The sequence below is a fragment of the Achromobacter piechaudii NBRC 102461 genome (assembly GCF_001571245.1).
GTDB classification, from domain to species: Bacteria; Pseudomonadota; Gammaproteobacteria; order Burkholderiales; family Burkholderiaceae_B; genus Achromobacter; species Achromobacter piechaudii.
Genome location: NZ_BCTK01000001.1, coordinates 210,710 through 226,207, shown reverse-complemented (window position 1 = coordinate 226,207; position 15,498 = coordinate 210,710). Strand labels below are relative to the sequence as shown.

General features: G+C 64.6%; 15 protein-coding genes. 2 read left to right on the top strand and 13 right to left on the bottom strand.

Annotated features, from left to right (window positions below; genetic code table 11):
- Positions 1–51: 51 nt before the first annotated feature.
- The 13 genes from API01S_RS01125 to API01S_RS01065 form a co-directional block, all read right to left on the bottom strand.
- The gene (locus API01S_RS01125; protein ID WP_061302715.1) at positions 52–543 is read right to left on the bottom strand and encodes a DUF3613 domain-containing protein; all 492 of its coding nucleotides are present in this window, start codon (positions 541–543) and stop codon (positions 52–54) included.
- A 21-nt stretch (positions 544–564) separates the two neighbouring features.
- Positions 565–1,434, bottom strand: coding sequence for a tetratricopeptide repeat protein (locus API01S_RS01120; protein ID WP_006220540.1), 870 nt, complete (start codon positions 1,432–1,434; stop codon positions 565–567).
- Complete coding sequence (locus API01S_RS01115; RefSeq protein ID WP_006220541.1) at positions 1,434–2,426, bottom strand: type II secretion system F family protein; 993 nt, start codon at positions 2,424–2,426, stop codon at positions 1,434–1,436. Before API01S_RS01115 ends, API01S_RS01120 begins: the two co-directional genes overlap by 1 nt.
- Before the next feature lie 10 nt (positions 2,427–2,436).
- Positions 2,437–3,360 carry a type II secretion system F family protein gene (locus API01S_RS01110; RefSeq protein WP_006220542.1) on the bottom strand — a complete coding sequence of 308 codons (924 nt, stop codon included), beginning with the start codon at positions 3,358–3,360 and terminating at the stop codon, positions 2,437–2,439.
- Entirely contained in the window at positions 3,360–4,721 is a 1,362-nt protein-coding gene (locus API01S_RS01105) for a CpaF family protein (protein ID WP_061302712.1), read from the bottom strand. Before API01S_RS01105 ends, API01S_RS01110 begins: the two co-directional genes overlap by 1 nt.
- A 34-nt stretch (positions 4,722–4,755) precedes the next feature.
- On the bottom strand, positions 4,756–6,096 hold the full coding sequence (locus API01S_RS01100) for a MinD/ParA family protein (protein ID WP_061302710.1): 1,341 nt from the start codon (positions 6,094–6,096) through the stop codon (positions 4,756–4,758).
- Positions 6,093–7,469, bottom strand: coding sequence for a type II and III secretion system protein family protein (locus tag API01S_RS01095; protein ID WP_061302709.1), 1,377 nt, complete (start codon positions 7,467–7,469; stop codon positions 6,093–6,095). The genes API01S_RS01100 and API01S_RS01095 overlap by 4 nt, the downstream gene beginning before the upstream one ends.
- Before the next feature lie 65 nt (positions 7,470–7,534).
- Positions 7,535–8,497: a Flp pilus assembly protein CpaB gene (cpaB, locus tag API01S_RS01090; protein WP_061302707.1), complete on the bottom strand. Its 963-nt coding sequence runs from the start codon at positions 8,495–8,497 to the stop codon at positions 7,535–7,537.
- Positions 8,494–8,976: a TadE/TadG family type IV pilus assembly protein gene (locus tag API01S_RS01085; protein WP_006220548.1), complete on the bottom strand. Its 483-nt coding sequence runs from the start codon at positions 8,974–8,976 to the stop codon at positions 8,494–8,496. The genes cpaB and API01S_RS01085 overlap by 4 nt, the downstream gene beginning before the upstream one ends.
- A 1-nt stretch (position 8,977) precedes the next feature.
- Positions 8,978–9,415, bottom strand: a complete 438-nt coding sequence (locus API01S_RS01080; protein ID WP_409360594.1) for a TadE/TadG family type IV pilus assembly protein — start codon at positions 9,413–9,415, stop codon at positions 8,978–8,980.
- Entirely contained in the window at positions 9,385–9,906 is a 522-nt protein-coding gene (locus API01S_RS01075) for an A24 family peptidase (protein ID WP_039883383.1), read from the bottom strand. Before API01S_RS01075 ends, API01S_RS01080 begins: the two co-directional genes overlap by 31 nt.
- A gap of 164 nt (positions 9,907–10,070) precedes the next feature.
- Positions 10,071–10,247 carry a Flp family type IVb pilin gene (locus API01S_RS01070; RefSeq protein ID WP_006220551.1) on the bottom strand — a complete coding sequence of 59 codons (177 nt, stop codon included), beginning with the start codon at positions 10,245–10,247 and terminating at the stop codon, positions 10,071–10,073.
- Positions 10,248–10,363: 116 nt separating this feature from the next.
- Complete coding sequence (locus tag API01S_RS01065; RefSeq protein ID WP_061302703.1) at positions 10,364–11,194, bottom strand: MHYT domain-containing protein; 831 nt, start codon at positions 11,192–11,194, stop codon at positions 10,364–10,366.
- Positions 11,195–11,681: 487 nt separating this feature from the next.
- Here API01S_RS01065 and API01S_RS01060 point away from each other — a divergent pair, with 487 nt between their 5' ends.
- Both API01S_RS01060 and API01S_RS01055 read left to right on the top strand, forming a co-directional pair.
- Positions 11,682–13,391: a ShlB/FhaC/HecB family hemolysin secretion/activation protein gene (locus API01S_RS01060; RefSeq protein WP_050729940.1), complete on the top strand. Its 1,710-nt coding sequence runs from the start codon at positions 11,682–11,684 to the stop codon at positions 13,389–13,391.
- 368 nt (positions 13,392–13,759) lie between these two features.
- Positions 13,760–15,496 (top strand): collagen-like triple helix repeat-containing protein, encoded by a 1,737-nt coding sequence (locus tag API01S_RS01055; RefSeq protein WP_061302701.1) that lies wholly within the window; start codon positions 13,760–13,762, stop codon positions 15,494–15,496.
- Positions 15,497–15,498: the final 2 nt, after the last annotated feature.

Here is a 15,498-nt window from a genome sequence, read left to right as displayed (position 1 = left end):
GATCGGGTAATCCTGAAGTCGCCGCAGGGCGGCGACAAGTAGGGGCGCTTATCAGTTGGTGTTCTTGGTTTCCACGCGCTTGCGGAAATATTCCGGAATGGGGTGCGAGAAACTTTCCAGATAGCGATTCCACGCCGCCGTGGACACCGGACCCAGCACCGGCAACGCATTGCCGGCGCGACGGCCATCCGCTTGCGCGGCGAGCAGGCCCCGCGTGACATCGCCAAACGCTTCCTCGGGCGCAGCCGCCTGCGCGGGCGCGGGCGTCGCCGTGCCGGGCGCGCTAGCCGTCGCCGGAGCCGCCGCGGCAGGCTGCGGCATGGGGCTTTGCACCTGCTGCACCACGGGGCGCGCGGGCAACTGGGCTTGGGGCAAGGCCTGCGTCGGCGCAGAGGCGGGCGCAGCGGCAGCCCCCGCACCGGACATGCCGCCCGTCAGCGGCGCGTTCGACTGCGCGAGACTGGCAATGGGCGCCAGCGCAGCCAGCGCCGTGGTCAGCGCGGTCGTCAGCACGAAGGACACGGAATTGCGGGACTTGGACATGGATCTCTTCCTGGATTCGGGTTAGCGCACGATGGGCCCATTGCCCAGGCCATCCATCAACGGACTCATCACTGGCATGACGATGCCGCCGCCGCTGGAGACACGCGTGGCCGACGCATCGGCCGCCACGGGCACGGGCGCCTGCGGCCGCTGGACGCGGATGTCGGAGGCCATGCGCAGCACCTGCCCGCGCGCCTCATCGCTGAGTCTTGCCTGATCCATCAGGCGCTGCGCGCGCACGGGTTCGCCCTCTACCAGCAGCAGCACCGCCAGATTGGCCAGCACCTTGCCGTTGTCGGGCGCCAGCTCGGCGGCCTGGCCCAAGGGCACGCGCGCGCCGGCGGGGTCGCCCGCGCGCAGCCGCGCATACCCCAGGTCGCCCAGAATGCGCGGATCCATCGGCGACAGCTTGGCCGCGCGCGCGAAGTCATCGGCAGCCTGCTCGAACTGGCCGCGCGAACCGGCGATCAAGCCCAGTCCATGCCAGCCATCGGCCGCCTGATCGGTGGAAAGCAAGGCGCGATAGGCTTGCTCGCTCATGGCCGTCTGCCCGGTCTGGCGCAGCGCTTCCGCCCGCAGCACGGCCACGCGCGCGTCGTTGCCAAACTTCTGCTGGAACGCATCGATATACGCCAGCGAGGCGAAGTAACGCTCTTGCCGCTGCGCCTCGGAAATCAGCGAGAGCATCATCTCGGGCTCTTTCGGACGGCGCTTGGCGTCGGCGTCCTCTTCCTTTTGCCGCGCCAGCGCCTGTTCCTGCTGTTGCTGCTGAATCACCTGCCACGCCGACTCGGCGCTATTGGTCTTGCAGCCGCTCAAGCTGGCGCCGGCCGCCACGGCCGTCGCCACGAGGGTCCACCGCAACCCACTCTTTGCAAAATCGCCCGCCATTACATGCCCCCCATGCGCGACAAGCCACGCAATACCGCAATGAATCCCGCGCCGCCCGTCACGATCAACAGGGCGGGCAACAACGTCACGATCATTACCCCCGTCATCTTCACCGTGGTCTTGGCCACCTTTTCCTTCAACTCCAGCCGGCGTTTGTCGCGCAGGCGCTCGCCGAAGCGGTTCAGCGGCTCCTGCACCGCGCCGCCGTGCTGATCCACCTGCGCGATCAGGCGGCAGATGGCAGACAGGTCGTCGTTATCGAAACCGGTGGCCAGCCGCGCCAGGGATTGTTCGCGAGTGCGCCCGCGCACATACCCTTCGGACGCCAGCCGCAATTCGTACGACAGCACGGGCAGCACCTGCGCGAATTCCTTGATCAGCACCTGCATGCTTTGGTCGATCGACAGGCCCACCCCTTGGAGCAGCCGCAGCAGGTCGATCAGCAGCGGCAGTTCATCGCCGGCCATGCGCTTGCGGCGCGCCAGCCGACGGCTGACGACCCATTTAGGCAGCATGTAGCCGATGGCGAAACCAAAGAACGCCGCGATGAAAACGCCCATGGAGGAATTGGTCAGCGACTTGTGCAGGTCGATCAGCACCGCCACGATGGGCAACGCGATCGCCAGCCCGAAACGCGCCGCCACAAAGCGCGAGCGCGCCGTGCCCGCGTTCGCATAACCGGCCATGTCGACCATCTTGCGGTCCTCGGCGGCCAACAGCGTGTCGGCCAGACGGCCTTCGCTCAGGCGCTTGCCGAACGCATCGGCCACGCGCGCCGCCGATGACAGCCGGCCGGGGTTGCCCTCGACAGGCGCTGCCGCCGCGCCACCGCCCTGTCGCGTCGCCAACGCCTGATCGATCACCTGGCGGCTGCGGCCCTGCCCGCGCAGACGCCGGGTCATGCTGACGCCCAGCACCAGCAAGGCGGCGGCCACCAGCATCAGCGCCAGGGCCAGAAGGGTCGAGACATTCAAGGACTGAAGCATCTGCATCGTCGTCCCCTTAAATCGACTTGGCCATGCGATACAGCCAATAGCAGCCGCCGATCTGCAACACCACGGCGGTCAGCAGCATCTTGAAACCCAAGGGGTCTTCCCACAGGCCCATGAACAGCTTGTTGTTGGCAACGATGATGAAACCCGCGATCCCCACGGGCAACAAGGCCAGGATCCACGCGGACAGGCGCACTTCGGCGGAGCTGGCCGTCAATTCGTTGCGGGCCTGCGCCACGTCGCGCATGAACGCGGCCATGCGCTCAAGCACCTGGTCGCTGCGTCCGCCAAACCGCATCGCCAGCGACACCACGGCGGCCACCATGTACAGCTCTTTCAAGCCATACATGCGCGAGACCTGCACCAGGGCCGCGTCCAGTTCCTTGGCCGAGCGGCTCAGGCTGGCGGCCGTTTCCACCACTTCGCGCAAGGGCTCGTCGGTGGTGGCGGCCGCGGTCTGGAACGCCGCGCCCATGCTGTTGCCGATGGTGATCAAGCGCACGATGTTGTCCAGGAACGCGGGCAATTGCCCGATCATGCGGCGACGGCGCTTGTCGGCGCGCAACCACAGCAGGAAGTACATCAGCACCGCCAGCATCAAGAAAGACACCACGCCCGACAGCGGCCCCAGGAACAACCAGGCCAGCACCGCGCCCGCAATCACCGGCACGGCGGTGCGCAGATAAAAGCCCATGCTCTGATGCACGCCCGCCAACAGCAGCAGCCGGTCCCAGCTTGAGAAACCGCTGCGCATCGCGCGTCCGCCTTCAGCGAACGGCGCTTCCTCGGGCGTTTCCCGGCCGCGCTTGAGCTGGTTGTCCAGGAACGCCGAGCTGGCGGCGCGCCGCTGGCCGCTATTGGCGTGACGCCAGAGCAGCACCGCCCCCGAGGCCAGCACGAGCGCCAGCGCGCCAAGGATCAGGGCGTCTTGCATCAGCGCCTCCGGCTCCAGAATCCGCCACCGCCGCCGTCGTTCTCACCGGGGGGGTTGTCGTTGACGCGCGCGTCGTTGCGCATCTTGGCCAGCTTGGGCGTGTGCGGATGGATGCCCAGCCAGTTCCAGCGGTCTTTCTCTTCGCCTTCCGGCGTGGTGAAGGTTTCGTGGCGGTACAGTTCCTGCGTGGAAATGACGTTGTCGCCCATGCCGGTCACTTCGGTGACCGACAGCACGCGCCGCTTGCCGTTGGACAGGCGGCCGATCTGAACGATGAAGTCGAGCGCGCTGGCGATCTGGCGGCGCAGGCTGTCTTCGCTGCCCTGAAACCCGGCAAAGCCCGCCAGCATCTCGATGCGGTACAGGCATTCGCGCGGCGAGTTCGCGTGGATGGTGGCCATCGAGCCTTCGTGGCCGGTGTTCATGGCTTGCAGCATGTCCATGACTTCCGCGCCCCGCACTTCGCCCACCACCACGCGGTCGGGCCGCATGCGCAAGCTGTTGCGGATCAGTTCGCGGATGCTGACCGCGCCGCTGCCGTCGAACCCGCCCTGGCGCGATTCCAGCCGCACCACGTGCGGGTGGTTGAGCGATAGTTCGGCGGTGTCCTCCACCGTCACGACGCGTTCGGTTTCCGGAATGAAGAACGCCAGCGCGTTCAACAGCGAGGTCTTGCCCGAGCTGGTGCCGCCCGATACCAGCACGTTGCAACGGTTCTTCACCGCTTCGTGCAGCAGGCGGTAGATGTCTTCATCGAAGGTGCCCAGCGTCAACAGGTCGGCAGGCTTGAGCGGATCCTGGCGGAACTTGCGGATCGACACCATGGGGCCGTCCACCGCCAGCGGTTCGATCACCACGTTCAACCGGCCGCCATCGGGCAGGCGTGCATCGACCATGGGGCTGGACTCGTCCAGCCGGCGTCCGATGGGGGCCAGGATGCGGCGCACGATGCGCAGCACATGCTGGTTGTCGGTGAATCGCAGCGTCTCGCGCGCCAGCACACCGCGCCGCGAGACGAACACGTTGTCGTAGCCGTTGATCAGGATGTCTTCCACGGCCGGGTCGGCCAGCAGGTCTTCCAGCGGCCCCAGCCCGGCCAGTTCCTTGGTCAAGGCCTCGGCAATCAGGCGCATTTCGCCTTCATTGATGGGCACGCGGCGCAGACGCACGAAGCTGGCGACCTCGATATCGACGAACTCCTGGATGGCCGAGCGCGCCCAACGGCCGAACTCCGCGCCCAGTTCCTCGATGCGCGACAGCAGGTGTTCGTACGCCGCCGTCTTGACTTCCTGGAAGCGGTTGGACGACGCAAAACCGTTGTCGCCCTCGCCGCCGAATTCTATGGTCGCTGTCATGATCATGTCGGATTCCGCCGCCGTCCCGTGAATCTTGCCGTTAACCGACGATCATGCGACGGTGCACGCCGGGCAGCCACGTGGCCAGCCAGCTTGCCCGCCCGCCGGGGGTGTTCTCTTCCGCGCTGAGTTTTTCCGCCAGGGCCTGCACCGCGCGCACGTACACGTCGCGCTCGGCTTCTTCATGCAGCAGGTGGCCCTGGTTCGTACATACCATCAAGGCCAGCGTGCGATCGGGCAAGGTACCCACCAGATCCAGCTGGAAGCGATCGGCGATCTGCTGCGCGGTCATGCCATAACGTTCGTCGTAGCGATTGACGATCAGGCCCAGACTGCGTCGGTCCACATGCAGTTGTTCCAGCTCCTGCAACAGGCCCGCCAGCGAAACCAGCGCCCCGACGCTTTGGTCGGTCACGATCCAGTTCTGTTGAGACGATCGCGCCAGCCCCGCCACGAATTCGGGATTGGTGAAGCCGCCCGCATCCGCCACGACCACGCCGAAGTGTTGGCGCATGCGCTCGAACACCAGCAGGGAATCGGATTGGGACACGTCGCGCATCTGGGACAGGTTGCGCGGCAAGGCCAGCACGCTCAGGCCATTGGCGGTGTGCGCCATGGCCGAACCGAGCAAGGTGGAATCGAGCCGGCGCAGATTGCGCGCGGCCTCGGCAAAGTCGAAGTCGCTGCCGATGTTCAGATAGAGCTGGCAATCGCCCACGGGCCATCCCAGGTCCATCAATGCCACGCGGCTGGACAGCGGCAGCATCGCGCCGGTCTGATCGGCCGGCTTGACGGGCTTGGCGCCGTTGCCGCTGGCGCGGCTGGCATGCATCTGCTTCAAGCGGTCCTGCACCATGCCGGCCAGATGCACGGCCAGCGTGCTGGTGCCCACGCCCGGACGCGCGCCCAGCAGCAGCACGCTGCGCCGCGAGCCATCCATGCGGCCGCCACCGGCTGGCACGTCCAGCAGGCGCAGCACCACTTCCTTGACTTCCTCGGGCGCGACGGTGGGGTCCACGAAATCGCTGACGCCTGCCCGCAGCGCGGCGATCGCGCCTTCGGGCTGGCTCAGGAAACCAACCGCCACGCGCGGCACGGTCGGCGCGATACGCGCCAGCAAGCGCGCCAGTTCGGCGGATTTGAACAGCTTTCCGGGCTCATCTTCACTGAGGGTGAAGTCCAGGAAAACGACCTGCGGTCCGATCTCGGTCAAGCGCCGCGCCAGCTCTTCGATGCCGGGGGATTCCTGGGTCAGCATGCCCATGTCTCCCAAGGCCAGTCCTAGCTGCGCGGCGACGCCATCGCCTTTTGAGCAAAACAGGAACCGCTTGCCGTTTTGCAGGCCAACCCACTCGCTGGCATGTGTCTTCATATTGCTCACCGTGAAAAGCCCGGCATTTGTTGCCCGCCCACCGGGCCCATCAGGTAATAGCCCCAGGCATTGAAAGTTGAATCTGCTGCTTCTTGCCGCCCTCCCGGCAGCGGCAAGGTGACCCCGCGTGCGATCGGGCGCACCAGGCGCGGCGTGACCACGATCACCAGTTCGGTGTCCTCTTGCGAATAGTCCACGCTGCGAAAGAAGGCGCCGATGATCGGCAGGTCGCCCAGCATGGGCACCTTGTTGACCATGGCCTTGGTCTGGCGCGACACCAGACCGCTGATGACGAAGCTTTCGCCATCGCCCAATTCAACAGTGGTATCGGCCCGGCGCGTGCGCAGCGCCGGAATGATGGTGCTGGTGTCTGCGCTGGTATTGATGGCGATGCCGTTGCTGTAGTCCAGTTCGCTGGCTTCAGGCGCCACCTTCAACGAGATGCGGTCGCGCGACAGCACCGTGGGCGTGACCGTCAGGCCGATACCGAAGGGCTTGAAGGTCACGGTCGTGGTGCCCAGGCCGCCCGCCTCGGGAATCGGCAATTCGCCACCCGCCAGGAAGCTGGCGCTTTGGCCGGTCAGCGCCACCAGCGTGGGCTCGGCCAGCACGCGCGCCATGCCATTGCTTTGCAACAGGCGCAGACGCGCCGAGAAGTTGTTCGAGTCGTAGAACAGAGAGAAGCCCGAGGCGATGATGCCGCCCGGCGTGAAGCCCAGTGGTGCGCCCAACCCCGAAGGCGCCGTGGCGCTGGTGCTCGTCCACGGGCCATTGCTGGCCGCGAAGTTGATGCCGGCCTGCTTCATCACGGACCGCGACACTTCCACGACCTTGACCTCGACTTGCACTACCCCGCCCGCGCCGGCCGTGGACACATCGACCACGTTCTTATCGCCGACAGCCGCGGCGGCGGCCTGCGCGGCGGCAATCTGGGCAAGCGGGGTTTCGGCATTGCCGGACAGCACTGCCTTGTCGCCGGCAATGTCCACGTTGGGACCGCCCTGGATGCCCCGGCTGGCCAACGCCGCCTGCACCGAGCCCGCCACGCGCACGTTCCAGATCTGCGGCGTGGGGTTGTTGCCCGTCCAGATCTGCAACTGCGTGGTGCCGGCTTTTTTGCCGTACAGCAGCAGCGAGCCCGCGCGCTTGCCGGAAGCAGGAAGGATCTTCACGTCGGCCACCTCGGGATCGCCGATGGCGATGCGGCTGGGCGCGGCGCCATCAAGCATGAGGGACTGCTGGCCCTTGACGGCCACTGCGATATCTCGCACAGCCGCATTGGCCCCTGGCGCCGTGGTTTGCGCCAGGCTGACGACACCGTATGTCATCGCCACTGCGGCCGACAGGACGCAGATCATGGTGGTGCGGTGATATCTCTTCATTGTGCTGGATCTAGTTGCTTTGAAAGGTCCAGCCGCGGGCGGCACCTGGCCACGCGCAGCCATCGTCAGTAACGAACGCGCTCGGATTTGTCTCCCCGCACGATTTCCACGGTGCGGCCCCCGCCCCCACCGCCGTTGGGCGTCGCGACGCGGCTGGCGGGCGCCCGGGCCGCGGGCGTCGCGCCCTCAAGTTGCACGAGGCTGTCGCCCGCGTAGGCGCGGTTCGGGCCAGTCAGCAGCGCGTCGCGCTGCGCCGGGCTCAAATCAGCGCGCGTGGGCAATACGGTGCCGCGCTTGGCGAACAGCGTGGCGTCGGGCACGGCGTCGTCGCCGACGGGGCGCAACGCCAGTTGCAGACGGCCAGCGCGGCTGGCCAGGATCAGTTCGTTGATCTGTTCGACAGGCACCGCCAACACGGCGGTCCGCGCGGGCTGGCCCGGGCCTTGTTGCAGCACCGATTTTTCTTCGGGGCCGTCCACCGAACTTTTGCCGTAGGCCAGCACCCGCAGTTGCGATTGCAGCAGCCGGGCCTGGCCGCCCGAGATTTCCTGGCCCTTCTCGACCATGAAGAACACGTCCACCAAATCGCCGGGTGCAATGCGGTTGCCGCCGCCGATGACTTCGTCAACGGCGATGGCGACCGCGCGCTCGCCGGGCTTGAGCTGCTTGGCGAGCCCTTGGGCCAAGAGGCTGGGCACGATGGGGTCGCCCGCCGCGATGTCCACGCGCGCCACCGCGCCTTCAAGCGGGTCGGGCGTGTTGAAGCTGTTGGACAAGGCGGCTTGCCATTGCGCCACCGTCAGCATGTTCTGCGCATCGATGCGCGTGCCGGCGGGTATCGCCTGCTTGGCCACCACCACCGGGTGCAGCGTGACCGGCGCAGGGGCCGCAGGCGCGGGCGCGGTGGCCACGGGCGTCGGGCTGGCGGGCGGCGCACTGGAATGCGTGGCCAGCCGCCATGCGAGGAAGGCCAACACCAGCCCTGCCACCAACAAAACGCCCGCGATGATCTTGCTCAGACTGCTCATGGTGTCCCTTGCGATATCTGTACGATGGCTTTCGACGACAACCTGCTGGGCACCCAGTCCTTGTTCGTGCCTGGCAACAGGGCGATGAACGACTGCAAGGTGGCCAGCAGCGGCCAGGATTGGGTGTTGTAGGACATGGCGACGGTGGCGCAATTGGCCACTACGCCGCCCGATCCGGCCCAGGCGCACGGCGCGCGAGTGGTTGCACAAGCCACGGCTGAACCGGTCGAGAAGACGCTCATGGCGGCCGAGCAGGCGTCGCCTTGCACGTTGCTGCTGCCGGTGATCTGCGCGTACACGGCGGCGCGCGCGCCCTCGCCTGCGGCGGAGGCCAGTTGCTGCTGCATCCAGAACAGCACGCCGTAGCCCACCACCGCGCAGAGGAAGATCAACAGCATGGTCAGCGTCAGCGACAGCTCAAGGGCGGCGATGCCGCGTTGGCGCAGCGGGCGAGCGAGACGGCGTCGCGGCAAGTCCATGTCAGCCTCCCACGCCCAGCGTATTGCCCAGGTGGACCGTGGCGCGCGCGCTCAACACACTGCTGGAGGGCATCAGCACGGTCTGCAACAGCGGGAACGATGGAATGAGCGGGTGCGCGCCGTAGGCATACGACACGGTCACTTCGATCTGGTCGGCCGCCAGCGGCTGACCGCTGCACGTGCCGCCCGCGCTGCTGCTCAAGGCGCCGCCGCTGCCGCACACCGCAACCTTGATGGGCGCGGCGGACATCGTCGCCATCCAGGACGCGATATCCAGCGCCGCGTCGCGACCCGCAGCCGCGCGCGCCGGCAGCGATGACGTGCCGGCCTGCCATTGCAGCACCTTGCGAGCGCCATCCTGCGCCGCGAGCGTTACCGAATTCTGTGCAAGAAACACCAGCCCGTAGGTCAGGATGCCGTAGAGCACCAGGAAGAACACCACGAATACAAGGGCGAATTCAAGGGCATAAGCACCACGCTGAGCGCGCCGATTCCCAAGTACATGGCGTACGGAATCTGGCGCAGCCGGTGCGACACGGCCCAATAGTGGGAAGCGACCACATATACCAGCGCGTGCAGGCCGGCCAGCAGGCTCGCCAGCACCAGCACGGGCACGAGCGGCGCCAGGCCCAGCAACAATCCAAGAATCGCGATCGCCTTGACGTCGCCCGCGCCCATCAGGCGCCGGCCCCAAAGCGGCAGAAATAGAAAGGCGGCCAGAAAACCGGCGCCAGACATCAGCCATCCGGTGAAGCGTGGGGGATACATCCATCCAGGCACGAACGCGGCCGCTGCAAGCCAAAGCAGTTGCGCCACAAAGCCCAGCACAATCAACGTGTTGGGTACGCGGCGATAGCGCAGATCGTTGTAGATCAGCACCACATTCCAGCAGGCGAACAACAGCAGCCACAGCACTTCCCCTGGATACAAGGCAGGACCTTCTGATCAATCAGATTCAACGGCAGGTTCGCTCGTCCAGCCGAGCACAACCCCTGTCAAGCAATCGATACCAGCACTTGATGCACGTACCGCGATGACCCGCCACAGGGAGCCATCACGGTACGCGTCAGCACGTCAGGCGTTAACCGCTCGAGTTAAGTACGTGCGGCATCGAGCTTGGCGCCGAGCCCTGTGAACATATTGCTCAGGGCGTCGGTGAAAGTGCCCACGGCCGCGATGAGGGCCACTGCCACCAGGCCGGCGATCAACCCGTATTCCAGGGCGGTAATTCCGTCTTCGTCGTTCCAGAACTGCGCAAGTTTCGCTTTCATGTCGAGCTCCTAACACTCGATTGATAATTGAGCCGATCCGCAATGCGGCGCCGACCCCCTATTCCCGATATACGCGGCAAGATGCAAAAGCATCCTCTTGCGCATAACGGGTCTTGCTAACCCGGCCCCAGGGTGGAGCCCGGCGTCTTGCCTGGTTCGGCGACAGGCGCCGATTCAATGAACGAGTCGATCCGCTGCGCCATGCGCGTGCGGAACCTTGTGGACGCCCGCTGTAATTGCCAACGCATGATCAGCAACATCACGGCGGACAGCACGAATGCGATATAGGGCAACATCACCCCGCCAAGTTGCAGGCTGGTAGCCTCGCGTGGGGTGGAACAGATAACCGTGCCGGCCGCCGCGCCCGTGTAATGCATGCCGCATACGGCGATTGCCATCAAAATGGCTGCGCCGCCGCGCTGAAACTCGTTTTGAGTATTGAACGCGAGCCAGAGTGCGGCTGACGCGGCAATTACGGCGATAAGCACCGATAAAACGACAATCGGCAGATTCCAGAGAAGCACGGCGGGCATCCGCATCGCGCCCATGCCCAGATAATGCATGGCGGCCACGCCGAGACCTGCCGCCATTCCGCCTATCAGGCAGCGGCTGAACGTGAAACGCTCGCGCCCGACATACCAGAAGGCCCAACCGGAAAAGCCGGCGGCGACGATGAAGCTGAGTGCGGTCAAGCCCACCTGATAACCGACGTCGAAGGGCAGGTTCTGCGCCTGCATGCCGATAAAGTGCATGCTCCAGATACCCACGCCGCCCATGGCCACGGCGCCGATGATGATGTAACCGATGCGTATGTCGCCGTCCTCGGTTTCGGTACGGATGCTGGCGGCCGCCAACAGAGCGACGTATGAACCCAGCACCGCCGTGAGAAACGACAGGGCGACAAGCCCGCTATTGAACGACAGCGGAACGACGTCGCCCGGGTTCATGAACGACTCCGCACTAACTGACAAAGGTGAAGCGAGATCGGTTGATCGCGCCATGATGTTTGAGGGTGATGCGTGCCCATCTTGTGGACTCCCGGTGGCTCATAACCGATGTGTTTTCGATACATTTATATAGTCTTATCTATTAACATTTAATACACATCAGGGTTTATACCAATATTCGCAATACTGGCGCGGTAAACATGTAACCAATACGGCAAAACTAAGGTGAACTTAATAAAAAACCCCTAGTTAACCCTTATAAATCTTAAATATTTTCTTTCCTGAGAATTTCCATATGTTGTAATCGCGCCGTGCCCACTCGGTCACAATGAAATAATTTGTTATTAACACCATCCACTGGCACCATACTGCCTACGGCACACTGAAGCACTTTTTACCAATGCTATGTCCCTTTATATATTTGGTATTCCCGCAATATCGAATATTCATCGGATTGGCGTCGGCAGAAACAGAGACACACTAGGCAATGAGACGTACGTACCCGGCAAGTTCGCTCACCCTCGCCCTGATCTGTACCCTTTTCGTCAGCGCCCAGGCGCGCGCGGATGGCCCGCTTCGGGGCAATCCGGTCGATGCCGTGCCGCAGCTGGAAAGACCCCCAAGCGCCACACAACCGCCGCCCGTCGTGCAAACCGCCACGCCTGAGCAATTGGCCTTGCAGGCTCGGCTGGCGCAGCGCATCGTGCCCTTGAATTTCGATGTCAGCGGTGTGCACGCGATCCCCTTCGACGAGGTTTCCGCGATACTCAGCCCGCTGTCGGGCAAGGAAATCAGCCTGGGCGAACTCGTCCAGCAGGTCGATAAAATCACGCAGCTGTACCGTGACAAGGGTTATCCGCTGTCCTTCGCGCTGGTGCAAAACCAGACGTTCGCCAATGGCCTGGTCGTGGTGACCGTGGTCGAGGGCTATATCAGCAACGTGCGCATTGAAGGCGATATCGGCAACGCTCAGGACCGCCTGGACACCCTGGCGGGTCCGTTAAAAGAAGAGCGACCGCTTAAACAGGCCACGCTGGAACGCCAACTGAATTTGATGCGCACCGTGCCGGGCGTGAAGTTCACGCCCAATATGGATCTGCCGCGCCGCGCCGATGGCGCCACGGAATTGGTATTGACGGCGAGCCGGCACCCTTTCAGCCTGACGGGCGGCGTGGCTGACCTGGGCACCGGTATGCAGCCGCTGGTCAATGTGGGGACGAGCAGCCTGACGCCCCTGGGCGAACAGGTGAAACTGACCGCCGCCGTGCCATTCAATACCGACGACGTGAAATACGTCATGGGCGAGATCAGCGTGCCCATCGGGCCCGACGGTCTGGCGATCAAGGTGGACGGCTATCACTACGACGCGAAGCCGAAAGACGACGCCATTGAATATCTGGGTTTTGAACGACGCGTTAAAAACGACCGCATCGGAATTGGGGTCAGCTACCCTATCCTGCTGAATAACACCCGGTCCTTGACGGGCACCGTGGGCATGTACGCGGCCAATTCCAAGGACCGATACGACTCCCGCAACGCGGATCTCTGGCTGCAACAGGACTCCCGCGTGCGCGCTGCGAATATCGAATTACGATATATCCAGATATCTGAAAGCCAAACGACAGATGTGAGCGGCAGCGTATCGAAGGGATTCGACGCCGCCGGCGCCAAGAAGGACATCTCAAGCAATTACGGTTATTCCGCAACGCCCATTCTTGACCTGGATTTCACGCGTTATAACCTGAACGCCAAGCAAACCTTCGCCCTGCCCGCGCAATTTGGCCTGACCTTTTCCGGTGCGGCTCAATATTCGAGCAATATATTGCCCTCATCGGAGCAAGTATCTTTCGGTAGCTGGCGCTATGCCATGGGATACGCCCAGGGCGAGCAAAGCGGGGACAAAGGCGTAGGCGTGTCGGCCGAACTGAATCGCCGCTTCGGCACGGGTTGGGAATACCTGTCGGCTGTACAGCCCTACGCGCTGATCGACTATGCCCGCACTTGGTACAACAACAAGAGCCTCCAGCAATTAAACCAACGGCACCTGTCATCCGTCGCGCTCGGATTGCGCTTTACCGATGACAAATACTATCTGTTCGATTTCAACGTGGCCAAGCCGATCGGGTCGGCGACCGTCAACAATGACCGCGACGTGCGCTTCAACGCTAACTACTCTCTGTTTTACGACGCGTTCTGAAGTCTCGAACCTGACCCCCTTGGCGCCTGTTCCGACAGGCGCTTTTTTTTTGCAACGTGAATCCAACCGCAGCTTGTTTACGTATGTTCAGAACACGGCGTTACGTAACACCGCCCGTAACGTAACGTCGGATAACCGGCCATTCGTAACATTCACAAGGTTTTTATCGTCGCAAAACTGGTCATGTCGCGAGATTCGCGTAAACCCTGGATTTCAATCCAAGTCATTGAAAACAAATGATATTTCAAAGACTGAAATTATCCGATGGATGCAATGCCACGGCTTTTGAAAAATCTTGGCACGGATTATGCATGTGGAGTGGTATCGGGCGGTTTCCCACGCCTGACCTACCAACCCGAGGAGCCGCCATGATTTCCAAGATTGAAGCGAACCGCATCCAACGCATTCTGACCGCCACCGTCATGGCCGCCGCTGTCGTCAGCGCGCTGGCCGCTTGCGGTAGTAGTGGTGGTAGCAAGAAAACCGCCGGCCTGCCCGGCGTAGATATTCCGACCAACCCGGGCGGCACGAACCCCGGTGGCACCGACCCGACCAACCCGGGCGGCACCGACCCCACCAATCCGACCAATCCCACAAACCCCACGAACCCCACCAATCCGGTCACGGCCGGTCTGCTGCAAACGACGCTCGGCAATACCGGCAATGCCGTGGACAACACGCTGCCCCTGAATCTGGGTCCGACGCTGGGCGGCGTGGGCAAAGCGCTGGATCCGACCGTGGCTCCCGTGGTCAATACCGTTGTCGATCTGACGCAGCAAGTGGGCGCCATGACCGGCTTGGGCGCCCCCGTCGACGGCGTCACGACGCAAGTGGGCGGGCTGGTCAGCAATCTGGGCACCACCGTAAAGGGCGCTGGCCTGCCCGGCGGGTTGAGCACTGGCCTGGGCGGACTGGTTGATGGCTTGGGCAAGACCGTAGCTGGCACCGACGACCTGCTCAATGCGGACCCCGCCAACCCCATGCCGCTGACGAGCATGTTGGGCAACGCCACCAACGCCGTGGGCGCGCTGACGGCTGGCCTGTCGGGCCAGGGCGGCCTGCTGAATCCCGTTACCCAACTGGTCGGCGGCGTGACCGGCGGCGTGTTGGACGGCCCCGCCAGCCCCACCATGCAACCGGCGTTGGCCAATGTCGGCAAAACCGTGGACAACGTGTTGCCGCTGGGCCTGCAACCGACGCTGGGCGGCGTTGGCGCCGCGCTGGACATGAATGTGGCCCCGATTGCCGGCACGGTCACCAACCTGACGCAGCAAGTCGGCGCGAAGACGCAGCTGGGCGCGCCGGTCGCCGGCCTGTTGAACAGCCTGGGCGGCACGCTCGCTGGCGCGGGCGGCAATCTGCCGGGCAACGCGGCGGGCCTGAATGGCGTGCTGCAAGGCTTGGGCGGCGCGGTCGCCAGCGCGGGCGGGCTGGTCAATGCGACGCCGGGGAATCCGAACCCGCTGGGCGCGACCTTGACGCATGCGACGGGCGCGGTGGCTTCGGTGACCGGCGCGCTGGGCCTGGGTGGCGTGACGGGCGGAGTGACCGGAGGCAGCACGGGCGGCCTCCTCAGCCCCATCACCGGCATCCTGGGTGGCGTGGGCGGTGTCGGCGGCACGCCGGCGGCGGGCGGCGTGAATGGCCTGTTGGCGCCGGTGACCAGCTTGCTGGGCGGCGTGACGAGCGCAGTGGGTGGCGCAACGGGCGGCGCAACGGGGGGTACGACGGGCGGCGCGGCAAACGGCGGCCTGTTGGGCGGATTGCTGGGTGGCGTCACCGGCGCGGCGGCAGGCGGCACGACGGGCGGCGCTTCGGGCGGTGCTGCCAGTGGCGGGCTGCTGGGCGGCGTGTTGGGTGGCGTGGTCGGCGGTGTATCGGCAGGTGCGACGACGGGAACGGGTGCCAGCGCTGGTGTCAGCGCAGGTGGCGCGGCCGGCGGTGCGGCTGGTGCCGGCACAGCCAGCAACGGGGGTCTGTTGGGCGGGTTGCTGGGGGGGGTTACCAGCGGCGTGACTGGCGGAACGACGGCGGGCGGCACCTCGGGTGGCGCAGCCAACGGCGGGTTGCTGGGCGGTCTGCTCGGCGGTCTGGCCAAGAAGTAAAA